The sequence below is a fragment of the Marinobacter daqiaonensis genome, from assembly GCF_900115285.1.
Classification (GTDB): Bacteria; Pseudomonadota; Gammaproteobacteria; order Pseudomonadales; family Oleiphilaceae; genus Marinobacter; species Marinobacter daqiaonensis.
This window is the reverse complement of record NZ_FOYW01000001.1, coordinates 883249-906870: the sequence shown is the minus strand read 5'-3', so window position 1 is coordinate 906870 and position 23622 is coordinate 883249. Positions and strand designations below refer to the sequence as shown.

At 59.3% G+C, this 23622-nt stretch carries 19 protein-coding genes and 4 tRNA genes; 18 read left to right on the top strand and 5 right to left on the bottom strand.

What is annotated here, in order from left to right; translation table 11 throughout:
- The gene (gene putP, locus BM346_RS04185; protein ID WP_092009149.1) at window positions 1–1482 is read left to right on the top strand and encodes a sodium/proline symporter PutP; all 1482 of its coding nucleotides are present in this window, start codon (window positions 1–3) and stop codon (window positions 1480–1482) included.
- A gap of 84 nt (window positions 1483–1566) precedes the next feature.
- On the top strand, window positions 1567–2289 hold the full coding sequence (locus tag BM346_RS04180; RefSeq protein WP_092009147.1) for an SDR family NAD(P)-dependent oxidoreductase: 723 nt from the start codon (window positions 1567–1569) through the stop codon (window positions 2287–2289).
- Between the two features lie 69 nt (window positions 2290–2358).
- On the opposite strand, the gene acnB is transcribed toward BM346_RS04180, so the two are convergent.
- Window positions 2359–4953: a bifunctional aconitate hydratase 2/2-methylisocitrate dehydratase gene (gene acnB / locus BM346_RS04175; RefSeq protein WP_092013286.1), complete on the bottom strand. Its 2595-nt coding sequence runs from the start codon at window positions 4951–4953 to the stop codon at window positions 2359–2361.
- A gap of 196 nt (window positions 4954–5149) precedes the next feature.
- Between acnB and miaE the strand changes: the two genes are divergently transcribed.
- Complete coding sequence (miaE, locus tag BM346_RS04170; RefSeq protein ID WP_092009145.1) at window positions 5150–5764, top strand: tRNA-(ms[2]io[6]A)-hydroxylase; 615 nt, start codon at window positions 5150–5152, stop codon at window positions 5762–5764.
- Window positions 5765–6060: 296 nt separating this feature from the next.
- Here miaE and BM346_RS04165 read toward each other — a convergent pair whose 3' ends face one another.
- Window positions 6061–6942 carry a LysR substrate-binding domain-containing protein gene (locus tag BM346_RS04165; protein WP_092009143.1) on the bottom strand — a complete coding sequence of 294 codons (882 nt, stop codon included), beginning with the start codon at window positions 6940–6942 and terminating at the stop codon, window positions 6061–6063.
- A 131-nt stretch (window positions 6943–7073) separates the two neighbouring features.
- Here BM346_RS04165 and BM346_RS04160 point away from each other — a divergent pair, with 131 nt between their 5' ends.
- The 3 genes from BM346_RS04160 to BM346_RS04150 all read left to right on the top strand — a co-directional run bounded on the left by BM346_RS04160 (window position 7074) and on the right by BM346_RS04150 (window position 9795).
- The gene (locus tag BM346_RS04160; RefSeq protein WP_092009141.1) at window positions 7074–7844 is read left to right on the top strand and encodes a ferredoxin--NADP reductase; all 771 of its coding nucleotides are present in this window, start codon (window positions 7074–7076) and stop codon (window positions 7842–7844) included.
- 197 nt (window positions 7845–8041) lie between these two features.
- A complete protein-coding gene (locus BM346_RS04155; protein WP_092009139.1) occupies window positions 8042–8920 on the top strand; it encodes a sulfotransferase in 879 nt (292 codons plus the stop codon).
- Between the two features lie 32 nt (window positions 8921–8952).
- Entirely contained in the window at window positions 8953–9795 is an 843-nt protein-coding gene (locus BM346_RS04150; protein ID WP_092009138.1) for a hypothetical protein, read from the top strand.
- 62 nt (window positions 9796–9857) lie between these two features.
- Here BM346_RS04150 and lpxH read toward each other — a convergent pair whose 3' ends face one another.
- Together lpxH and BM346_RS04140 are read right to left on the bottom strand one after the other, a co-directional pair.
- Window positions 9858–10583 (bottom strand): UDP-2,3-diacylglucosamine diphosphatase, encoded by a 726-nt coding sequence (gene lpxH / locus BM346_RS04145; RefSeq protein ID WP_092009136.1) that lies wholly within the window; start codon window positions 10581–10583, stop codon window positions 9858–9860.
- Window positions 10580–11089: a peptidylprolyl isomerase gene (locus BM346_RS04140; RefSeq protein ID WP_092009134.1), complete on the bottom strand. Its 510-nt coding sequence runs from the start codon at window positions 11087–11089 to the stop codon at window positions 10580–10582. Before BM346_RS04140 ends, lpxH begins: the two co-directional genes overlap by 4 nt.
- A 229-nt stretch (window positions 11090–11318) precedes the next feature.
- Between BM346_RS04140 and BM346_RS04135 the strand changes: the two genes are divergently transcribed.
- The 6 genes from BM346_RS04135 to BM346_RS04110 all read left to right on the top strand — a co-directional run bounded on the left by BM346_RS04135 (window position 11319) and on the right by BM346_RS04110 (window position 19453).
- A complete protein-coding gene (locus BM346_RS04135) occupies window positions 11319–11924 on the top strand; it encodes a DNA polymerase ligase N-terminal domain-containing protein (RefSeq protein ID WP_092009132.1) in 606 nt (201 codons plus the stop codon).
- On the top strand, window positions 11917–12924 hold the full coding sequence (gene ligD, locus BM346_RS04130) for a non-homologous end-joining DNA ligase (RefSeq protein ID WP_092009130.1): 1008 nt from the start codon (window positions 11917–11919) through the stop codon (window positions 12922–12924). The genes BM346_RS04135 and ligD (BM346_RS04130) overlap by 8 nt, the downstream gene beginning before the upstream one ends.
- Window positions 12925–12954: 30 nt before the next feature.
- On the top strand, window positions 12955–13854 hold the full coding sequence (ligD, locus tag BM346_RS04125; protein ID WP_092009128.1) for a non-homologous end-joining DNA ligase: 900 nt from the start codon (window positions 12955–12957) through the stop codon (window positions 13852–13854).
- A gap of 128 nt (window positions 13855–13982) precedes the next feature.
- Complete coding sequence (locus BM346_RS04120; RefSeq protein WP_092009126.1) at window positions 13983–15659, top strand: glutamine--tRNA ligase/YqeY domain fusion protein; 1677 nt, start codon at window positions 13983–13985, stop codon at window positions 15657–15659.
- A gap of 115 nt (window positions 15660–15774) precedes the next feature.
- A complete protein-coding gene (gene cysS / locus BM346_RS04115) occupies window positions 15775–17154 on the top strand; it encodes a cysteine--tRNA ligase (protein ID WP_092009124.1) in 1380 nt (459 codons plus the stop codon).
- A 118-nt stretch (window positions 17155–17272) separates the two neighbouring features.
- Window positions 17273–19453, top strand: coding sequence for a malate synthase G (locus tag BM346_RS04110; RefSeq protein ID WP_092009122.1), 2181 nt, complete (start codon window positions 17273–17275; stop codon window positions 19451–19453).
- A 252-nt stretch (window positions 19454–19705) separates the two neighbouring features.
- Here BM346_RS04110 and folD read toward each other — a convergent pair whose 3' ends face one another.
- Window positions 19706–20563, bottom strand: coding sequence for a bifunctional methylenetetrahydrofolate dehydrogenase/methenyltetrahydrofolate cyclohydrolase FolD (folD, locus tag BM346_RS04105; RefSeq protein WP_092009120.1), 858 nt, complete (start codon window positions 20561–20563; stop codon window positions 19706–19708).
- Window positions 20564–20746: 183 nt separating this feature from the next.
- Between folD and BM346_RS04100 the strand changes: the two genes are divergently transcribed.
- From BM346_RS04100 to clpP, 6 genes are all read left to right on the top strand, one after another.
- Window positions 20747–20823 (top strand) — tRNA-Pro (locus BM346_RS04100).
- Between the two features lie 36 nt (window positions 20824–20859).
- Window positions 20860–20936 (top strand) — tRNA-Arg (locus BM346_RS04095).
- Between the two features lie 89 nt (window positions 20937–21025).
- A tRNA-His gene (locus tag BM346_RS04090) sits at window positions 21026–21101 on the top strand.
- Window positions 21102–21205: 104 nt separating this feature from the next.
- Window positions 21206–21290, top strand: a tRNA-Leu gene (locus tag BM346_RS04085).
- A gap of 210 nt (window positions 21291–21500) precedes the next feature.
- A complete protein-coding gene (tig, locus tag BM346_RS04080) occupies window positions 21501–22808 on the top strand; it encodes a trigger factor (RefSeq protein WP_092009119.1) in 1308 nt (435 codons plus the stop codon).
- A 108-nt stretch (window positions 22809–22916) separates the two neighbouring features.
- Entirely contained in the window at window positions 22917–23552 is a 636-nt protein-coding gene (gene clpP, locus BM346_RS04075; protein ID WP_092009117.1) for an ATP-dependent Clp endopeptidase proteolytic subunit ClpP, read from the top strand.
- The last annotated feature ends 70 nt before the right edge of the window (window positions 23553–23622 follow it).

Here is a 23622-nt window from a genome sequence, read left to right as displayed (position 1 = left end):
ATGGTCGGAAGCAATGTCGGGGTCACCGTGACCTTTGTCCTTTACATACTGCTAATGCTGGCAATTGGCTACGTGGCCTACAAGCGCACGTCCAATCTGTCAGATTACATTCTGGGTGGCCGCAGCCTTGGTCCACTGCCTTCGGCACTCAGTGCCGGCGCCTCCGACATGAGTGGCTGGCTGTTGCTGGGTCTTCCCGGCTACGCCTACGCTGCGGGTTACGAGGCGATCTGGATCGCCGTCGGCCTGCTGGCCGGTACCTGGCTTAACTGGCTGTTCGTGGCACGCCGGCTGCGGACCTATTCCCTGGCGGCGGGTGATTCACTGACGATACCGTCCTACTTCGAGAACCGGTTTAATGACACTTCCCGTATCCTGCGGGTAGTGTGTGCGATTTTCATCCTGCTTTTCTTCCTCTTCTATACCAGCTCCGGCCTGGTTGCCGGTGGCAAGCTGTTCAACAGCGTGTTCGACCTGCCTTATGTCACGGCCGTTATCGTCGGTACCGTCGCCATCGTTATCTATACCTTCTTTGGTGGCTTCCTGGCGGTATCGTGGACGGACGTGGTTCAGGGCCTGCTGATGTTTGCGGCACTGCTGCTGGTTCCCATCATGGCAATCAACGCCGTCGGCGGCTGGGAGGCAACCCAGGCGGCGATGGAGGCGAAGAACACCAATTTCCTGAGCGCCTTCACCGGAGCCGATGGCGAAGCGATCGGCTTCCTGGCCATCATTTCCCTGCTTGGCTGGGGCCTGGGTTATTTCGGTCAGCCCCACATCCTGGCCCGTTTCAAGGCCATCCGCAGTGAAAACGACATTCCGGCGGCCCGTCGCATCGCAGTAATCTGGAGTGGCTTCGGCCTGTTTGGCGCACTCCTGGTGGGCTTCGCCGCCATTGGTTACGAGTTTCCGAGCCCACTGGAGGATGGTGAGCGCGCCTTTATCATGCTGGTGGACGCACTGTTCCATCCGGTGATTGCCGGTATTCTGCTGGCGGCAATTCTGGCGGCCATCATGAGTACCGCCGACTCCCAGCTGCTGGTGTCCTCTTCGGCCCTCACCGAGGATTTCTACAAGGCGCTATTCCGCAAGGAAGCCTCACAGACCGAGCTTGTATGGGTGGGCCGACTGGCGGTTGTGGGTATCGCTTTCATCGCCTTCCTGCTGGCTCTGGATCCGGACAGCAAGGTACTGGATCTGGTTTCCTACGCCTGGGCCGGTTTCGGCGCGGCATTCGGCCCGGCACTGATCCTTTCCCTGTTCTGGAAACGTATGAACAAGGCAGGAGCGATCGCCGGCATAGTGGTGGGCGGTGTCACCGTGGTGATCTGGGGCAACCTGTCAGGCGGCATCCTTGATGTCTACGAGATCATCCCCGGCTTCATCCTTGCCACTATCGCGGTGGTGATTGCCTCCCTGGCGACTCCGGAGCCCGCCAAAGACATTCAGGACGGTTTCGACCGTGCCATGGGAACCCGGTAGTACCGGATAGTCCCAGAACCGTGTCAGTCTTGGGGTCCTTCGGGACCCCTTTTTTTGCATTGAATACGTAACTGGAGGTTCACCATGAAGCCCGTTGCCGTTATTGCCGGCGCCAACAGTGCCATCGCCACCGCCATGATTCCGGCACTGGCGGAAAAATACCGTGTTGTGGCCGTGACCCGTCCGGATCGCAAGCTGGGTGTGTCGGCAGGGGACCAGGTGGACGGCCACCTGAGCTGCGATTATTCGGAGCCCGCCCTTGAGGAGCTGGCAGAGTCGATCCGGTCCGAATGGGAGGAGATCCATTTACTGGTGTGTGCCGTGGGCACGCTGCACGGCGCCAACCTGACGCCGGAAAAGCGGCTGGCGGAGCTGGATCGTGACCAGCTGGACCAGTACTTTCAGGTCAACGCGATCACCCCGGCACTGATCCTCAAGCACCTGCTGCCGTTGGTTCCCCGGGGAGAACCCGCAAAAGCCGCCTTCCTCAGCGCCAAGATCGGAGGTATCGGCGATAATCGTCTCGGGGGCTGGTATGGCTACCGAGCCTCCAAGGCTGCCCTGAACATGTTGCTGAAGACCGCGTCCGTGGAACTCTCCCGCTCTCACCGAAAGCTTTCACTGGTGGCACTGCATCCGGGTACCACGGATAGCCCGCTGTCGGAGCCGTTTACCAGTAACGTCCCGGACGACAACCTCTATTCACCCGAGACCACAGCCGACCGCTTGGTTTCGGTTATTTCCGGACTCACGCCTGAGGATACCGGTCGCTTCATTCATTGGGACGGATCGGACCTGCCCTGGTAAGGGGCCAAAAAAAACGCCAGCCCGAAGGCTGGCGTTTCTCCACGAATCCCGGCAAGGCCGGGATCAGCTTCAGGCTACCTGAGCGGACTTCGCCTTCTCGGAGTACTGCTCCATCTGGTCGAAGTTCATGTAGCGGTAGATCTCCGCCGACATGCTGTTCAGGTCCTTCGCGTACTCCATGTACTCAGCGGGCGTCGGCAGTTTGCCCAGTACCGCACCCACCGCCGCCAGTTCCGCGGAAGTCAGGTACACGTTGGCACCATCACCCAGGCGGTTGGGGAAGTTACGGGTGGAGGTGGACAGTACCGTGGACTTGGCAGCCACCCGGGCCTGGTTACCCATACACAGGGAGCAGCCGGGCATTTCGGTGCGTACACCGGCGGTGCCGTAGGTATTGAAGTAACCCTCTTCCATCAGTTGCGCCTGGTCCATCTTGGTGGGCGGGGACATCCACAGACGGGTCTTGAGGGGCTCCTTGTTCTGTTCCAGCAGCTTGCCGGCGGCGCGGAAGTGACCGATGTTGGTCATGCAGGAACCGATAAATACCTCGTCCACCTTGTCGCCGGCCACTTCGCCCAGGAACCTGGCGTCATCCGGGTCATTCGGGCAGCAGACGATGGGCTCCTTGATGTCGGCCAGATCGATTTCCACCACGTGGGCGTACTCGGCGTCCTTGTCGGCACGCATCAGCTTCGGATCGGCGATCCACTCTTCCATCTGCTTGGCGCGACGCTCCAGGGTACGGGGGTCACCGTAGCCTTCAGCGATCATCCAGCGCAGCATGGTGATGTTGGAGCGCAGGTACTCGGCCACCGACTCTTCGGACAGGTTGATGGTACAACCAGCAGCGGAGCGCTCGGCGGAGGCATCTGACAGTTCAAAGGCCTGTTCGACGGTCAGGTGCTCCAGACCCTCGATTTCGAGGATACGGCCGGAGAATTCGTTGATCTTGCCCTTCTTCTCGACCGTCAGCATGCCCTGCTTGATGCCGTAAAGGGGAATGGCGTGTACCAGGTCACGGAGGGTGATGCCCGGCTGCATCTCGCCCTTGAAGCGAACCAGGACGGATTCGGGCATGTCCAGCGGCATGACGCCGGTGGCCGCGGCAAAGGCCACCAGGCCGGAACCGGCCGGAAACGAGATACCCATGGGGAAGCGGGTATGGGAATCACCTCCGGTGCCGACGGTGTCCGGCAGCAGCATACGGTTCAGCCAGGAGTGGATGATGCCGTCGCCGGGCCTCAGGGAAACGCCGCCACGGTTACGGATGAAGTCCGGCAGGGTGTGCTGCATCTCCACATCAATCGGCTTCGGATAGGCGGCGGTGTGGCAGAAGGACTGCATCACCAGATCGGCCTGGAAGCCCAGGCAGGCCAGGTCTTTCAGCTCGTCACGGGTCATCGGGCCGGTGGTGTCCTGGGAGCCCACGGTGGTCATGTGGGGCTCACAGTAGGTGCCGGGGCGCACGCCCTGGCCTTCTTCCAGACCACAGGCCTTGCCGACCATTTTCTGGCCAAGCGTGAAGCCCTTGGTACCTTCTTCCGGATCGCTGGGCAGACGGAAGATATCGGTGGCTCCCATACCCAGGGCTGCACGGGCCTTGGTGGTAAGGCCGCGACCGATGATCAGCGGAATACGGCCGCCGGCCTGAACCTCGTCCAGGATCACGTCGGACTTGAACTTGAACTCGGAGATGGTCTCGCCGGCCTCGTTCAGGATCTTGCCTTCGTACGGGCGGATCTCGATCACGTCGCCCATGTTCATATCGTCGACCGGAGCTTCGAATACCAGGGCGCCGGCATCTTCCATGGTGTTGAAGAAGATGGGGGCAACCTTGTTACCGATACAGACGCCGCCGGCACGCTTGTTGGGCACGCCCGGGATGTCGTCACCGAAGAACCACAGTACGGAGTTGGTGGCGGACTTACGGGAGGAGCCGGTGCCCACGACGTCGCCGACGAATGCGACCGGCAGGCCTTTGCTCTTGATCTCTTCGATCTGGGTCATGGGACCTGTGACACCGGGCTCGTCCGGCTTCAGGCCGTCACGCTCCATCTTGTAAGCCGCGCGGGCATGGAGCGGAATGTCAGGACGGGACCAGGCATCCGGGGCGGGGGACAGGTCGTCGGTGTTGGTTTCGCCGGTGACCTTGAACACCACCATCCTGGTGCTCTCGGGGACCTTCTTCTTGTTGGTGAACCACTCGGCGTTGGCCCAGGATTCAACAACGTCTTTGGCGACGGCGTTGCCGGCGTCCATCTTTTCCTTCACATCGTTGAAGGCATCGAACATCAGCAGGGTGCGCTTGAGCTGCTCACCGGAAAGCTTGGCCAGTTCCTTGTCGTCGAGCAGTTCCACCAGGGTGGCGATGTTGTAGCCGCCCTGCATCATGCCCAGCAGGGTGACAGCCTTTTCCTTGTCGACCAGCGGGCTGGAAGCCTCGCCCTTGGCGATGGCGGAGAGGAAACCGGCCTTTACGTAAGCGGCTTCGTCAACGCCCGGCGGAATGCGGTTCTCCAGCAGGTAAACCAGGAACTCTTCCTCGCCCTTGGGCGGGTTCTTGAGCAGGTCAACCAGCTCGGCGGTCTGCTCGGCGTTCAGCGGCTTGGGGGGAATGCCCAGAGCTTCGCGCTCTGCAACGTGTTCACGGTACGCTTCTAACACGGTATCAACCCTCATCAGTTGGGGAAGCCCGCGCGGGCCTTGTGAGCTGGCGGGCGTTGTTGTGTGGAAAAGGCCACGAATTGGCGCTGCATTCTATAGGAATCGGCCATTAAAGTTAAGTTGGCCGATGGTCGGAGTTTATGCAGAGGGTGATGTATACTCCGCGCCGCCGACCGTCCAAGACTTCAGGATCAACATGTCAGACACCAACGCTGCCCTTGCCGAGATTCACCAGTTCCTGCCCTGTCGTACACCACATCGGTGGATCGAAAACGCCCTGGCCAACCAGGACCTGATGCTGATTGATCATGCCCACTGCGAGAAAAAGGCGGCCTCCACAGCCCTCAGCCTGATGTATCGATACGTGGACAACACCGAGCTGCTCAACAAGATGTCGAGGCTGGCCAGGGAGGAACTGCGGCATTTCGAACAGGTACTGGCGATCATGAAAAAGCGGGGCGTGAGCTATGGCCATCTGTCGCCGGCCCGTTACGCCGCGGGCCTTCGTCAGCAGGTCCGCAGCGAGGATCCCGGCCGGCTGGTGGATGTGCTGATCGTCGGCGCCATCATCGAGGCCCGCTCCTGTGAGCGCTTCGCTGCCCTGGCTCCTTATCTGGATGAGAAACTGGCGGATTTCTATAACAGCCTGCTGAAATCCGAGGCCCGGCACTATCAGGATTACCTGAAGCTGGCGGAGCAGGCCAATGATGGGCCGGTGGATGAGCGTGTGGCCGAATTTCTGGCAGTCGAGAGAGAATTAATCGAAACGCCTGACACGGAGTTCCGGTTTCACTCAGGACCAGTGATTTAGCCACGGAATCCACGGAAAGACACGGAAGAAAACCAACAAATACAGGGAAAAAGATTGTCTGGTCAAGGACTGCACGGACAGAAAAGCGACAAAAGCCAGTGCTCACCGTCAGGTCGGGTCCGGGGTGGGGTGTCTTTTCTGCAGGGAAAAGGTGTCTGAGCGCAGCAAGTTCTTTTCCCGGAAGAAAGGATTCCCCATCGCGGGCCCAGACACTTGGTTCGCGACCATTCGTGGCCATTTTGGTCTTTTGTTTCCGTGTTCTTCCGTGTTCTTCCGTGGATTCCGTGGCAAAAAACCTACAATTCTCTGCAAAGCTCCATCCATCTATCAATCCCCGCACTACGGTATTTCTGCTTGTGCAGAATGAAATAGAACTGCCGGTCGAACCGCCGGTGAGCCGCAGCCCTGAGCGGCACCAGATCACCTCGTTTGAAAGCGTCCGACAGGCACATCCGGGACAGACAGCCAATTCCCAGGTTGGCTTGAACAGCACGCTTGATGGCCTCCGTGTGTTCAAGTTCCAGCAGAATGTTCAGGTCCGGTAGCAGGCCGTGCATGGCCCGCTCGAAAGTCTGGCGGGTACCGGAGCCGGGTTCCCTGGCAATCCAGGTGGCGGACTTCAGGTCCTCGTCCGTCAGGCCGTCCTTGCCTGCCAGCGGATGCTCCGGTGAGCAGAAAATTACCAGCTCGTCGTGGCGCCAGGGAATCACCTCCAGATCCGGCGACTGCAGCTCCCCCTCGATCAGGCCGATGTCCAGTTCGTAGTCCATCACCCTCCGGGCAATGGCACTGGTGTTCGCCACTTCCAGGGAAACCTTGGGACGGGCAGGGGTGTTCATGTATTCGGCCATGACACCGACAGCCAGGTAGTTGCCGATGGTGAGAGTGGCGCCAACCTTGAGGGCGCCCACCTCCGTGTGTTTGCTCAGCGCCTGCTCAAGTTCACCGGCCTGGGCCAGGACGCTTTCCACCTTGGGGCGGTACAGGCGGCCGAGCTCGTTGAGCTGCAGGCGCTTGCCGACGCGGTCGAAAAGCTGGATGTCGAACTGGTTCTCCAGTTCCTTGAGGGCGCTGCTGGCGGCGGACTGGGACATGGCCAGTGACTCCGCGGCCCGGGTAATGTTCTGGAACCTGGCGGCGGCAAGAAAGACCTCAAGCTGACGGAAGCTGTACTTCATAATCGATTTGGCCGAATAAGGTTATGAAAATATCCCATTTCATCGATAGGTTACCTTTCAGGTACTATAGGCTCAATCGAAATCGATGATTTTTTATCAGAGATCCAGAACGTCACAGGCGGATATTCATTATGAGCAAAATGAACACAGAGACGGTCACCAGCGTCAAGCACTGGAACGACACCCTGTTCAGCTTCACCACCAGCCGTGACCCGGGCTTCCGGTTCAAGAATGGCCATTTCACCATGATTGGCCTGGAAACCGATGGCAAGCCCCTGATGCGCGCCTACAGTATTGCCAGCGCGAATTATGAGGACGAGCTGGAATTTTTCTCCATCAAGGTTCCGGACGGTCCGCTCACATCCCGCCTGCAGAAGATCCAGGTGGGGGACGAAATCCTGGTGAGCCGCAAGCCCACCGGCACTCTGATCCTGGACAACCTGCTGCCTGGCAGAAATCTCTGGCTGATCAGCACCGGTACCGGTCTGGCGCCGTTCCTGAGTATCATCAAGGACCCTGAGGTCTACGAGGCCTTCGACAAGGTTATCCTGACCCACGGTGTGCGTTACACCTCTGAACTGGCTTATCAGAAGGATATTGAGGAACTGCCCGAGAACGAGTATTTCGGCGAAATGGTTGATGGCAAGCTGCTTTACTACCCCACCGTTACCCGCGAGGAATTCCGCAACCAGGGCCGGCTGACTGACGCCATGAAAACCGGCAAACTGACCCGCGACCTGGGCCTGCCGGAATTCGACCTGGAGAATGACCGCTTCATGGTCTGTGGCAGCCCCAGCATGCTCAAGGACACCTGCCGTATCCTGGACAACATGGGTTTTCGCGAGGCCCGTCATGGTGACCTTGGCCATTATGTTATTGAGCGGGCATTTGTGGAGCAGTAAAACGATCCGCACCTCACCCGAACCCCGGTCCTGGCTGCCGGGGTTTTTTATGCTGCTCGATTGGCAAATCAGGGCTCGGGGCGGGAACTGTACTTCCTGTACACGCTTGCACCGGGGCGCCGGGTTGGATAGCGTTTCAGCAGTTTACTGAAAGCGGCAGGACTTGCCGTACCGGATTCAGACAGGGAGGTGAGTTCATGCCAGAGAAAATTCCCCAAGACGGCTACCTGATGATCATCGGGGCCATGAAGTGTGGCACCTCATCCCTTTACGACTACCTCCAGGGTCACCCCCAGATCTGTCCGGCCATTACCAAGGAGCCGGAATATTTCTCATCCAACCAGCGCCATGGCCTGTCTCTGTCAGATTATTCGCAGTTATGGGAGTTCGATCCTGGGATTCATCGATTCGCCATGGAGGCGTCCACCGGCTACTCGAAGTTTCCGGAGGAAAACGGAGTTCCCCAACGTATCCATGGCCATGGGATCCGGCCCCGGTTTGTCTATATGGTACGTAACCCCTTCGACCGGATCGTTTCCCACTACAATTACATGCTGCGCGATGTGGAATTCAGGGCGCGAATCGTCGACGACCATCTGATCAACACGTCCAACTACTACCTTCAGCTTTCCCAATACCGGCACCTGTTTCCGGCCAGGGACTTCCTCATAGTGGATTTCGAGGAGCTGACATCGGCTCCGGCCCTGGTGGTTCGACGTGTATGTGATTTCCTCGGTATCGATGAAACCTATCGTCCGCCGACGTTTGAGGTGAGGAATCAGACCCGGGTGCAGAGCCTGCTGGAGCGGGCATTGAAACGCTCCTCACTGGGCCGCCTGTCCCGCCATGTGCCACCGACGTTGCGCCAACGGATACAGAAGCTGCTTGCCTCGATGTCTCCCCGGCGACCGCGCCTGCTCTCACCATCGGAGCGGGCTCATGTTCTGGAACAACTACAGCCGGATATGCAAAAATTCGAGCAGGAGTATGGTTTTGATATCCGTCGCTGGGGTTTTGAATCCGCCATCAGCAACGACGCCCGGGCCGAGGGCCGGGGCGCTACCGTCCAGCCCTGACTGGCCCACTGCTTCCTGTTGCGGAAAATACGATGAAGTTGACTGGGCATGACCGGATACCCCATTGCCGGCGGCTTTTTCTGTGGGGCCTCGGCCTGCTGGTACTGCTGCTGTCGGCGCCCGGACAGGCGGTTACCCTTGCGCTGACCGAGGAGGAACTGGAGTGGGTCGGGCAGCAGGTCTTCCGTAACGAATGCGGTGGCCGGCAGCGTTGCCTGGTGCACTGGAATGAGGGGGAGGCCTTTCCGTCACTGGGCATCGGCCATTTCATCTGGTATCCCGCCGGGAAAACCGGGCGGTTTAAGGAGAGCTTTCCTGATCTGGTGGCGTTTCTCCGCGAACAGGGGGCGACCCTGCCAGGCTGGCTGACCCGGCTTGAACCCATGGACGCGCCATGGCCGGACCGCGCGACATTCCTGGCCGTGGAACGGAGTGATGAGCGTATCCCTGGCCTGCGCCGGTTCCTCATGGACCATCAGGGTCTTCAGGTGGCTTTTCTGTTCCGGCGGGCTCAGAGAGCCCTGGCAGACATTGCCGAGGCTTCAAGGGTGCCGGCGCTCACCCGTCAGAAACTGGGGTTGCTGGCGTCAACGCCAGGGGGAGTCTACGCCCTGATCGACTACGTCAATTTCAAGGGGGAGGGCCTGTCGCCAACGGAACGCTACCAGGGCGAGGGATGGGGGCTGTTGCAGGTGATCGAAACCATGGCGTTGCCGGCTTCCGAGCGGGTCGCCGTGGAGGCCTTCCGGGATGCCGCCGCAACGGTTCTCCGCCGGCGCAGCGAGCTGGCGGAAAACGCCATTGAGCGGGAGCGCTGGTTACCCGGATGGCTGAAGCGATTGGAAACCTACCAGCAGCCTCATGAAACGCCCTGAGCCGGCCGTTCTGGCCCGATGCCGAAGAGCTGCGACAACAGGGTGCAGCCACACAGGTCCTTTCAGAGCGGCTTCTTTCTGAGTTCCGGCTCCTGGTTGGCCGGCACATCCAGCCACCAGGCATGGGTGTCCCAGTCCCCCAGCACAATCCGCCAGGCAGGCTCGCCATTGGCCTCCAGCACATGGATGGCGGGACGGTGGGTGTGACCGTGGATCAGGCGCTGGACTCCGTGGCTCTCCATTTCCCGGACCACTTCCTCCGGAGTGACATCCATGATGGATTCCTGCTTGCCCTGGTTCTTGGCCATGCTGATTTCCCGCAGCTGGCGGGCCACCATCTGGCGATCTGCCAGGGGGCGCTGGAGAAACATCTTCTGCCATTGCTCGTTACGCATGCTGGCCCTGAATTTCTGGTACTCCACGTCCGCCGTGCACAGGCTGTCGCCATGCATGAGAAGGGTGGGCGTCCCGTAGAGGTCCACCACCGTGGGATCGGGCAACAGGGTTGCGCCGATCCGCTGGCAGAACGCCTCACCAATCAGGAAATCCCGGTTGCCGTGCATCAGGTACAGCTCGGTTCCGCTCTCACTGACTGCCCGCAGCCCCTGGGCTACCCGGTTCTGCAACGGCGTCTGCTCATCGTCGCCAATCCAGGCCTCGAAAAAATCCCCGAGGATATACAACGCGTCGATGCCCATCGCCCTGTCCTCAAGGAAGGTCAGGAAGGCATCGGTTATGTCAGGGCGTGACTCCTCCAGGTGAAGGTCCGAGATGAAGCGGGTGATCACGCCTTTGCCCCGTCCTCGAGTACCTCCGCCTTTTCGATCACCACGTCCTCGGCCGGCACGTCCTGATGGCCCGCCTTCATCGTGGTACGTATGGAGCGGATGCGATCGACGGTGTCCATGCCTTCCACCACCCGGCCAAAGACGCAATAGCCCCAGCCCTCGGCATTCTTGGCGGTGTGGTCCAGGAAGCCGTTATTCTCGACGTTGATGAAGAACTGCGCCGTCGCCGAATGGGGGTCCATGGTACGGGCCATGGCAACAGTTCCGCGCATGTTGCTGAGACCGTTGTCGGCCTCATTGGTGATTGGCTCGTGGGTCTTGCGAGGCTTCATGCCGGGCTCGAAGCCGCCGCCCTGGATCATGAAGTTACTGATGACGCGGTGAAAAACAAGTCCGTCGTAAAAGCCTTCGCGAACATATTGCTCAAAGTTCCGGGCGGTTTCCGGCGCCTTGTCGTAATCGAGTTCCAGCTTGATGTCACCGTGGTTGGTCTGCAGCAGAATCATTCGTGGTTCCTGTACCGGTTTGGTCGCTATTGGTTCTTGAAAACATTGCTACGCTTATTGTACTGGAGAGTCATCCGCCATGCATGAGTCGGATCCGGATTTCTCGCCCGCGGGAGGAGTGAGGGCAGCGACCCCGGCCCTTGAATCCGCCTGTGCCACACCCACGGTATCCGCTGTGGCCGGGGGGCTTTTTGACTGCCGGGATGCGTTCATTTGAAAGGGGTTCCGAATGAGTGACAAAAAACTGTCGAGCTACCGGAAAAAACGGAATTTCAGCCGCACTTCAGAGCCACGGGGCGGCTCGGGTTCATCGGGCGGGGGCCGGCGTTTCGTGATCCAGAAGCACGATGCTTCGAGCCTGCATTACGATTTCCGCCTGGAAGTGGACGGCGTCCTGATTTCCTGGGCAGTGCCCAAGGGTCCTTCCACGGATCCTTCCGAGAAGCGCCTTGCCATCCAGACGGAGGATCACCCTCTCGACTATGCCGACTTTGAGGGCTGTATCCCGTCAGGTGAATATGGTGCGGGCACGGTAATGGTATGGGAGGCCGGGACCTACCGAAACCTTCGGGCCGAAAAGGGAAGCAAGTCCAGGAGTATGGAAAAGTCCCTTGAGGATGGCCTTGTGGAAGTCTGGCTTGAAGGCGAGAAACTCAGTGGCGGCTATGCACTGAAGCGGACGCAGGGTGGCGACAAGCCCCAGTGGCTGCTTATCAAAATGGATGATGAGGGCGCGGACGCCCGACGCAATCCGGTTTCCACGGAGCCCGATTCCGTAAAGTCCGGGCGGTCCATGGCGGAAATAGCCGAGGAGGAGGGCGAGGAGGATGACTGACTGGCGCGACCGACTGCAGAGCAGTGACCGGGAACGGCTCGAAAAGGCGTCATTTCCGGACTGGATGAATGCCATGAAGGCGACTCTCACCGCTGATCACTTTTCCTCGCCGGAGTGGATCTACGAGCCCAAGCTGGATGGCGAAAGGCTGCTGGCTTACGTTCATGGCTCCAGCCCCCGGCTGTATTCCCGCAACCGCAAGGAGCTCAATAAATCCTATCCGGAACTGGTGGAAGCGCTTTCCGAACAGGCCGGCAACGACATGGTTATTGATGGTGAAGTGGTGGCTTTCAGGGATGGGCTGAGCAGCTTTTCCCGCCTTCAGGGACGTCTCGGCATCCAGGATCCCGATGAGGCCCGTGACAGCGGAATTGGTGTCTACCTGTACCTCTTCGACCTGCTGTATTACGACGGTTATGACCTGCGGGCATTGCCCCTGCGGACCCGAAAGCAGCTGCTCAAAGACGCACTGGAATTCACCGATCCCATCAGGTTTACCACCCACCGCAATGAGGATGGCGAAAAGTACTACCGTGAAGCGTGCCGCAAGGGCTGGGAGGGCGTGATCGCCAAACGGGCGGACAGCCCCTACCGGGCGTCACGCTCCAGGGACTGGCTGAAGTTCAAGTGCGTCAATCAGCAGGAGCTGGTGATCGGTGGCTATACTGATCCGGAAGGCGAACGAACCGGCTTCGGAGCCCTGTTGCTTGGCTATTATGAGGATGGTGATTTCCGCTATGCCGGGCGGGTGGGCACCGGCTTCGACGAGGCCATGCTGAAAGATCTCCATGACCGGCTCTCGAAGCGTGTCCGCCAGAGCAGTCCCTTTGACGACGATACCCCGGGGGAAGGCACGGCGACCCACTGGGTGAGGCCGGACCTTGTGTGTGAGGTGGGCTTCACGGAATGGACCCGGGACGGTCGTCTGCGCCACCCCCGTTTCCTGGGGCTGCGGGAGGACAAGTCGGCATCCAAGGTCAGGCGCGAGCGGCCTGAGTGACCAGACGCCATCAGTTCAGGAGGAATCATCATGGCCAAACGACGGTTCGGGCGCTACACCGTGGATGTGTCCAACGAGGACAAGGAGCTGTTTCCGGATGCCGGCATCACCAAGGGGGACCTCATTGAGTACTATGAAGCCGTCGCAGATACCATGCTGGGTTATCTTGAAGACCGTCCCCTGGCTTTGCATCGTTTCCCCGACGGAATCGGGGGCGATGGTTTTGTTCAGCAGCGGGCTTCCGGGTATTTCCCCGACTGGCTGGGTACGGTAAAGGTCGAGCGGTCCGGCTCCAGCGGGGAAAGCGTGGAGCACCCGGTCTGCAACAATCTTGCCTCTCTTGTCTATCTGGCGGACCAGGCGACCATCGCCTTCCACCGGTGGCTCTCCCGCCGTGACCGCCCGGACCAGCCCGACCTGCTGGTGTTTGATCTGGACCCGTCCACCGACGCCTTCGGGCCGGTGGTGGATGCTGCGCGAAAGGTGGTAGAGCTGATGAAGGACCTGGACGCCTCTCCCTACGTGATGACCACCGGGTCCCGTGGCCTGCACGTTGTCATGCCCTTGCGCCGTGGGGCCGGTTTCGATGAGGTTCGGGATCTTGCCAAGGCCATGGCGAAGCAGCTCGCGGACCGGTACCCCGACAGCCTGACAACCGAACATCGCAAGCGTAATCGTGGTGACCGGATATACCTCGATGTGATGCGCAATGCCTATGGCCAGACAGCGGTGACGCCCTATTCCGTGCGGGCGAAACCCGGTGCTCCGGTGGCCATGCCCCTGGTTCTGGCCGATCTGGATGATTCCGGTCTGCGGCCGGATGGTTACAGAATGAAGGATGCCAGGAAGCGGCTGGAAAAGGACGGCGATGCCTGGAAGGGTATCCGCAGGCACGGCGTCTCGCTGGCCAAACTCAAGAAATCGCTATAAGAGGAAAGGAAGCCGTAAACCGGCGCTCATCCGCCGCCTCACCAACTTTCCGTCGGGGGCATGAGTCGGACAGGGTTTTGTGAGTATAATAGGCGGTTTCAGATCCACTTCTTTCATTTCGAGACCCTATGAGCGCCCAGTCGAAAAAAGCCCATAACTTTATCCAGAGCCTGATCGAGGATGCGATTGCCAAAGGTGAGCATACCGGCAAGGTGGTGACCCGCTTTCCTCCGGAGCCCAACGGCTATCTGCACATTGGTCATGCCAAGTCGATCTGCCTCAATTTCGGTATCGCGGAAACCTTCGGCGGTGAATGCAATCTGCGCTTCGACGACACCAACCCGGAGAAGGAAAACCAGGAGTACATCGACGCCATCAAGCGGGATGTCAGCTGGCTGGGCTATGAATGGGCCGGGGATGTGCGATACGCGTCGGACTATTTTGATGCCATTTATGACTTTGCCGTGGAACTGATCGAGAAGGGCAAGGCCTATGTCTGCGCCCTGACCGCGGAGGAGATGAGCGAATATCGGGGCAGCCTCAGGGAGCCGGGGAAAAACAGCCCCTACCGGGACCGCCCGGTGGCGGAGAATCTGCAACTTTTCCGTGACATGCGCGATGGCAAGTTTGCCAATGGCGAGCTGGTGCTGAGGGCGAAGATCGACATGGCGTCCCCCAACATCAACCTGCGGGACCCGATCCTTTACCGTATCCGTTACGCCAGTCACCACCAGACCGGCGACAAGTGGTGCATCTACCCGATGTACGACTTTACTCACCCCATCTCCGATGCCATGGAGGGGATTACCCACTCCCTGTGCACTCTGGAATTCGAGGATCACCGGCCGCTGTATGACTGGGTTCTGGAAAATATCTCGGGCCCCTGCCATCCCCGCCAGATCGAGTTTGCCCGCCTTAACCTGAACTACACGGTTACCAGCAAGCGCAAACTCAAGCGTCTGGTGGACGAAGGTTTCGTGGACAGCTGGGATGACCCGCGGATGCCCACCATTTCCGGCATGCGCCGTCGCGGCTACACCCCGGAATCCATTCGCACTTTCTGCGACATGGTGGGAGTCAACAAGGCTGGCGGCACCGTGGATGTGGGCATGCTCGAGCACGCCATCCGCGAGGACCTGAATACCCGGGCGCCCCGGGCCATGTGCGTGATGCGTCCGCTAAAGGTGACATTGACCAATTATCCGGAAGACAAAACCGAGACCCTGGAATTGCCGGTTCATCCCCAGGACCCGACCATGGGGGCCCGGGAAGTGCCCTGGACCCGTGAACTGTACATCGACCGTGAGGATTTCGTTGAGGAGCCCCCGCGCAAGTGGAAACGCCTTGCCCCGGATCAGGCCGTTCGGTTGCGTGGCGGGTATGTGATGACCTGCCGGCAGATCATCCGTGACGACAGCGGCCAAATCGTTGAGCTCAAGTGTGAGTACGATCCCGCGACCCTGGGCGTGAACCCGGAAGGCTACAAGCCCAACGGCGTCATCCACTGGGTTTCTGCCACCGACAGTGTCGAGGCGGATATCAATGTGTATGACCGTCTGTTCCTGCACGAGAATCCGGACAGCGACAGGGAGCGGGATTTCACCGACCATCTCAACCCTGAGTCTCTGGTGCGGCTGGAAAAGGTGAGGGCGGAGAAGAGCCTGGGCCATCCCCGTGCCGACCTGCCTTACCAGTTTGAACGGGAAGGCTATTTCTTCTTTGACGAAGCGGCGTCCGAATCCGGACGTCTGGTCTTCAACCGTACTGTGACACTCAGGGATTCCTGGGGACAGGGTAAGGGCTGATTTCCAGTTTGGGGGAGTGGGGCGCGAGCCGGTGAGGCCTCCCCGGCTCCCACCCCAATCGGGTAATCGTTGTGTAGCCCCAATTCACTGAATGCATGATCTGGATGCTTAACGCGTGATTAGAATCTACAACACTCTCAGCCAGCAAAAGGAAGACTTTCAGCCCATTCAACCGGGCAAGGTGCGCATGTACGTATGTGGTATGACGGTGTATGACTACTGTCACCTGGGCCATGGTCGGGTGCTGGTGGCGTTCGATGTAATTACGCGCTATCTCCGTCACCGGGGCTACGACGTCCACTATGTGCGCAATATCACCGATATTGACGACAAGATCCTGCGCCGGGCCGATGAGAACGGCGAGCGGTTTACCGCGCTGACCCAGCGCATGATCGACGCCATGCACGAGGACGAGCGCCGGTTGGGTGTACTGGCGCCCACTGAGGAGCCGAGGGCGACGGACTTCGTCGATGAGATCGTGGCCATGATCCGGGTACTCATCAACAAGGGCCATGCCTATGCCGCTGATAACGGCGATGTCTATTTCTCCGTGGACAGCTTCAAAGACTATGGCAAGCTCAGCAAGAAGAGACTGGAGGACCTGCTGGCAGGTGCCCGGGTAGATGTGGAGCAGGCCAAGAAAAGCCCTGCCGACTTCGCCCTGTGGAAGGCCGCCAAGCCCGGTGAGGTGAGCTGGCCCTCGCCCTGGGGTGACGGCCGCCCCGGTTGGCATATCGAATGCTCCGCCATGTCAAGTCACTGCCTTGGGGATACCTTCGACATCCACGGCGGTGGACCGGACCTGTTGTTTCCCCACCACGAGAATGAAATTGCCCAGTCCGAGTGTGCGACCGGCAAGCACTTTGTAAATGTCTGGATGCACGCCGGCGCGATCCGGGTGAACAGGGAGAAGATGTCCAAGTCCCTGGGCAACTTCTTCACCATTCGCGAGATTCTCGACAAGTACCCACCCGAGGTGGTGCGCTATTTCCTGGTGTCGAGCCATTATCGCAGCCAGGTGGATTACTCCGAGGATAACCTGGTGGAAGCCGGGCGCACCCTGGAGCGTCTTTACCACGCCCTGCGGGGTGTCCTGCCAGCGAAAAATGTTCCCGAGGGTGAGTTCGACCGCCAGTTCCACGAGACCATGGACGATGATTTCAACACCGCCGGTGCCATGAGCGTGCTCCATGGTGTTGCCAACGAGCTGAACCAGGCGCGTCGGGATGGCGACGAACACCGTTCAAGGGAGCTGGCGGCTGTACTGGTGCGGCTCGGTGGCGTGCTCGGGCTTTTGCAGCAGGATCCGGAGGCCTTCTTCAAGGCGGGCCTGTCCGACCTCACCGAGGAGCAGGTCGAAGCTCTGATCGAGGCCCGTGCCAATGCGCGCAAGGATAAAAACTTCGCCGAAGCGGATCGTATCCGCGACGAACTGCTGGAAAAGGGCATCATCCTCGACGATAGCCGTGAAGGCACAAGCTGGCGTCGCGGGTAGGCAGCAGGACCGGATATGGCGTAAACTGTTGCGCCCCGAAGATTGAGCAAGAGGCAATACGCGGTAGCCGTAACTACCGGCCTCTTACGGAATACTGACAACACTGAGGCAGATAACGATGACAGAACGCGTGCAAGTCGGCGACCTGCAGGTCGCGAAGAACCTGTTCGATTTCGTAAACAACGAAGCGATTCCGGGAACCGGCGTCGACGCTGACAGATTCTGGGCCGAGTTTGACAAGGTTGTCCACGAGCTGGCGCCCCGTAACAGGGAACTGCTTGCCAAGCGTGACGATATCCAGGAGAAGATGGACGGCTGGTACCGTAACCATAAGGGCCAGGCGTTCGTGATGGACGAGTACAAGTCCTTCCTGAAAGAAATCGGTTACCTGGTGGATGAGCCCGGCGACTTCAAGATCTCCACCTCCAATGTGGATCCTGAGATCGCCACCATGGCCGGCCCCCAGCTGGTTGTGCCGGTGATGAATGGCCGATTCGCCCTGAATGCGGCCAACGCCCGCTGGGGCAGCCTGTACGACGCCCTGTACGGCACCGACGTGATCGCTGAAGAGGGTGGTGCCCAGAAGGGTCCCGGCTACAATCCGGTGCGCGGCGCCAAGGTTATCGAGTTTGCCCGCAACCTGCTTGACGAGTCCGCACCGCTGGCGTCCGGCAGCCATGCCGATGCCGCCAGGTACCTGGTGGAAGACGGCAAGCTGGTGGTTAAACTTCAGAATGGCAATACCACTGGCCTCAAGGACGAGTCCGCCTTCGCCGGCTACAGTGGCGCCTCCGGCGAGCCCACGGGTATCCTCCTGGTGAAGAACGGCATGCACTTTGAAATCCAGATCGATGCCAGTCACCCCATCGGCAAGGACGACGGTGCCCACGTCAAGGACGTGCTGATGGAGTCCGCGCTGACCACCATCATGGACTGCGAGGACTCCGTTGCAGCGGTCGATGCCGACGACAAGGCACTGGCCTACCGCAACTGGCTGGGCCTGATGAAGGGGGACCTGGAGGAAAGCTTCCAGAAGGGCGGTGAAATGATGACCCGTCGCATGCATGGTGACCGAACCTATACCGCGCCCGATGGAAGCGACGTGGTGCTGAAGGGCCGCAGCCTGATGTTCGTGCGGAACGTGGGTCACCTGATGACCAATCCGGCCATCCTGCTGAAAGACGGCAGCGAGGTCCCGGAAGGCCTGATGGATGGATTCATGACCTCCCTAATCGCCATTCACGACCTGAAAGGCGACAGCAAGTACCAGAACAGCACCACGGGTTCCGTCTACATCGTCAAGCCGAAGATGCACGGTCCCGAGGAAGTGGCGTTCACCAATGACTTCTTCGCCAAAGTCGAAGATGCGCTGGGCCTGACCCGCTTCACCCTTAAGGTGGGTATCATGGACGAGGAGCGCCGCACCACGGTCAACCTGAAGTCCTGCATCCACGCAGCCAAGGAGCGGGCGGTGTTCATCAATACCGGCTTCCTGGACCGCACCGGTGACGAGATCCATACCTCCATGGAAATGGGCCCGTTCATCCGCAAGGGTGCCATGAAGCAGGCGACCTGGATTCAGGCCTACGAGCAGTGGAACGTGGACATCGGTCTGGAAACCGGCTTCCGTGGCGTTGCCCAGATCGGCAAGGGCATGTGGGCCATGCCGGACCTGATGGCCGGCATGCTGGACACCAAGATTGGCCACCCCAAGGCTGGCGCCAACACTGCCTGGGTTCCGTCCCCGACCGCGGCCACACTGCACGCCATCCACTATCACCAGGTCAACGTGGCGGATGTCCAGAAGCAGTTCGAGAGCCGGCTCCGGGCCAGCCTGGATGACATTCTGACCGTGCCGGTGATGGACAACCCCGAATCCCTTTCCGAAGGCGAGATTCAGGAAGAGCTGGACAACAATGCCCAGGGCATTCTGGGCTACGTGGTTCGCTGGGTTGACGCCGGTGTGGGCTGCTCCAAGGTGCCGGACATCAACGACGTGGGCCTGATGGAAGACCGCGCCACCCTGCGGATTTCTTCCCAGCTGCTTTGCAACTGGCTTCATCACGGCATCTGCACCGAAGAGCAGATCGTCAGCACCATGAAGCGCATGGCCGCGGTGGTGGACCGCCAGAACGAAGGTGATCCCTCCTACCGGAACATGGCGCCGAACTTCGATGACAGCGTTGCCTTCCAGGCGGCTGTTGACCTGGTGCTCAAGGGCCGCGAGCAGCCAAACGGCTACACCGAGCCGCTCCTGCACGCCTACCGGCTGAAGGCCAAGGAGAAGTTCGGGCAGTAATGATCCCGGGCTAACGAAAAACCCCGCCGGTTTCGCCGAGCGGGGTTTTTTGTGGGCCGCCTTTGGTCAGTGCCGGTGAAGTGATTGTTAGCCATGGAATCCGCGGAATGACGCGGAAGAAGAACAAAAATAAATTAAATAGCTGTGAATTGCTCGGGCGTTTCACGGGCACCTGACCGGCAAGCATCCGTGGCTATTTTGGTCTTTTATTTCCGTGTCCTTCCGTGGATTCCGTGGCTAAAACCCGTCTTTTCAATCGGTATGCAGCACATCCGCCGCATACAGAGTGTTCTGCAACAGGGTGGCAATCGTCATGGGTCCTACACCGCCGGGTACCGGGGTGATGTAGGCCGCCCGCTCGGCAGCGGCTTCGAATTCCACGTCGCCCCGTAACTTGCCATCCTCCATGCGGTTGATGCCCACGTCGATCACGGTCGCCCCCGGCTTGACCCACTCGCCCCTGATCAGCCCGGGCTTGCCGGCTGCGGCGATCAGGATGTCCGCCTCGCCCACGAACTTCTCAAGGTTCCTGGTGAAGCGGTGGGTTACGGTGGTGGTGGCGCCTTTGAGCAGCAGCTCCATGGACATGGGGCGACCCACGATATTGGAAGCGCCGACAATGACCGCGTGCTGGCCCTTGTAAGGGGTTCCGATGCTGTCCAGCAGGGTGATAATGCCGGCAGGGGTGCAGGGGCGCAGGGCCGGCTGCCGCTGCACCAGGCGGCCTATGTTGTAGGGGTGAAAGCCATCCACGTCCTTGTCAGGGCGAATGCGTAGCAGGATCGGGTCATCATCCAGATGCGCGGGTAGTGGCAGTTGCACCAGGATGCCGTCCACGTCCGGGTTGTCATTCAGCTCATCGATCAGGGCTTCGAGAGTCTGCTGGGAGGTGTCGGCGGGCAGGTCGTAGGAAAGGGAAAGTATGCCTGCGGCCTCGCAGGCCTTGCGCTTGTTGCCGACGTAGACCTGAGAGGCAGGGTCACTGCCCACCAGCACCACCGCCAGGCCAGGGGCTCTCAGCCCCTTCAGGCGCCTGGTTTCGACGCCGGCTCCCACCTGCTGGCGGATACCCGCGGCTATCTCTTTTCCGTTTATGAGTTCTGCGGTCATGTCGTTGTCTTTTGGTAACAGTTTTGAAGGCGTGCATTCTCGCATGTAAGGCATCTGTCGCCAATTCCTGTTGCGGCGCCGGGGCGCAACCGGGGAATAAAGGGAAAATCCCGGTTGACGGGGTGGGGATCCGCCGGTAATATGCGCGCCAACTTTGCTGAGAGGCAACTGTTGTTCAGGTTTCGGGGTATAGCGCAGTCTGGTAGCGCGCCTGCTTTGGGAGCAGGATGTCGGGAGTTCGAATCTCTCTACCCCGACCAATCCCATTCTGGATGTTCAGATGGGCGAACGGTCAAGCGCCCGTAGCTCAGCTGGATAGAGCAACGGCCTTCTAAGCCGTGGGTCGCAGGTTCGAGTCCTGCCGGGCGCGCCAACAGCCGGTCAGGCAGATTCGACCCATCCCTGCTCAGTAAAGTTATGGTATTCCGGGACTCCCCGGCGACCATCGCAAGAAATGATATGGTGGACGTAGCTCAGTTGGTAGAGCTCAGGATTGTGACTCCTGCGGTCGAGGGTTCGAGCCCCTTCGTCCACCCCATTTTCCTCTTTTTCGATCAATCCCTTAAGTTCGCCCGAGGTCCTGTTTCGTCATATCGCGGAACGTCAGCGCCTGCAGGGGCCGGGGTACGATCAGACTGCATTGCGCGAGTGGCGGAACTGGTAGACGCGCTGGATTTAGGTTCCAGTGGGGCAACCCGTGAGAGTTCGAGTCTCTCCTCGCGCACCATTTGACGACAAACGGTTTCCGGCCGGGTTGTTTTCTTTTCGTTAGTCTCCGGCTCTGATGCGTGAGGGAGGCCTCAAAATCGTTTTCTTGCCATTCCCCTGTGTTTTCCTGCGTTCCGGGTGATTCTCTCCGTTGTTTGTTCCGTGGTAGACTACGCGTTTTAGCTCGACCTAAATCCACAATACTGATTCGGTAATTTGAGGAACTTCCATGCAAGTGTCTGTTGAAACGACGTCCAACATCGAGCGTCGGATGACGATTGGTGTGCCCGCCCAGGAAATCGACCAGGCGGTTGAAAAGCGTCTTCAGGAAACCGCGCGTACGGTTCGCATGAATGGCTTTCGTCCGGGCAAGGTGCCGATGAGAGTGGTCAAGCGTCGTTTCGGTGACAGTGTTCGCCAGGAAGTGGTTGGCGAAGTGATGCGCGACAGCTACGTCAAGGCACTGGAAGAGAAGGACGTGGCTCCGGCGGGCTGGCCCCGTTTTGAGCCCAAGACAATGGAAGAAGGCAAGGATCTGGAATTCGTTGCCATTTTCGAGGTCATGCCTGAAATTGAAGTGGGCGACCTGAGCCAGATTGAAGTGGAAAAGATGACGGCCGAGGTGACCGACAAGGATATCGACAAGATGATCGATAATCTTCGTCGTCAGCAGGCCACCATGAAATCGGTGAAGCGCAAGTCCAAGAAGAAGGACACCGTGACCATTGATTTCAAGGGTTATGTGGACGGTGAGGCTTTTGAGGGTGGCGAAGCTACCGACCACCGCCTGGAGCTGGGTTCAGGCCAGATGATCCCCGGTTTCGAGGAAGGCATCATCGGTGCGAAGGCCGGTGAGGATCTGGAAATCGAAGTGACATTCCCCGAGGACTACCACAACGAGGAACTGAAGGGAAAAGCAGCCAGGTTCGAGATCTCCGTGAAGGATGTCGAGGAGCCCCAGTTGCCCGAGCTCGATGCCGAATTCTTCCAGCGCTTCGGTATTGATGCCGAGGACGAGGCCGGCTTCCGTGAGGAAGTGAAAAAGAACATGGAGCGGGAACTCAAGCAGGCAATGTCTGCCAAAGTGAAGAACGACGTGGTCGACGGCCTTCTGGAAACCACCGAGATTGAGATTCCGGCCGCACTGGTGGACCAGGAGATCGACCGTCTGCGCAATGACGCGGTCCAGCGCTTCGGTGGCCAGATGGATCCGCAGCAGTTGCCCAAAGAGATCTTCGAGGAACAGGCCAAGCGTCGCGTAAAGACCGGTCTGCTGTTCCAGGAAATCGTGAAGGCCAACGACCTGAAAGCGGACCCGGAAAAAGTTGACGAAAAGATCCGCGAGATTGCGTCAACGTATGAACAGCCTGAAGAGGTGATCACGCACTTCAACAGCAACCCGGATCAGAAGGCCCAGATTGAATCCGTGGTTCTGGAAGACACCGTGGTTGACTTTGTGCTTGATAAGGCCAAAGTAAAGGAAAAGAAAGCCAAGTATGACGAGGTCATCCAGGCGGCCCAGCAGCAACAGGGTTAACAGCAACCATTGCCTTGGGCTGACTGCCCGGAGAAACAGCCGGCTTGTCCGGCTGTTTCTTTGTGAAAACCAACTCAGTGCGATTCCCAATAAGGAGTGCAGCCAGACATGACCCAGAAACCTTTTGATGGTTCCGCCATGGACGCCAGCGCGGCGTTGATTCCGATGGTCATCGAACAGACCTCCCGTGGGGAGCGTTCGTTTGACATCTATTCAAGGCTGCTCAAAGAGCGGGTTATTTTCATGGTGGGTCCTGTGGAGGACCACATGGCCAACCTGATCGTGGCGCAAATGCTGTTTCTGGAGTCCGAGAACCCGGACAAGGATATCCATCTGTATATCAACAGCCCCGGTGGCTCGGTAACGGCCGGCATGTCCATCTACGACACCATGCAGTTCATCAAGCCGGATGTCGCCACACTCTGTGTTGGCCAGGCGGCAAGCATGGGTGCCTTCCTGCTGGCAGGTGGTGCCCAGGGCAAGCGGGCCTGTCTGCCTCACTCCCGTGTCATGATCCACCAGCCGCTGGGTGGCTACCAGGGCCAGGCAACGGATATTGAGATTCACACCAAGGAAATTCTCAAGATTCGGGATACCCTGAACCGTATCCTGGCGGAGCACACCGGTCAGGATCTTGCGACCATCTCCCGGGACACAGACCGTGACTATTTCATGGATCCGACCCAGGCCAAGGAGTACGGGCTTATCGATACCGTACTTGATAAGCGTGCGTCGAATACATAATACTGAAGGTAATCGAATCGTTGTGTGGCCGCGTACTTAAGCGGTAACGGTGCATACCAGGCCACACATT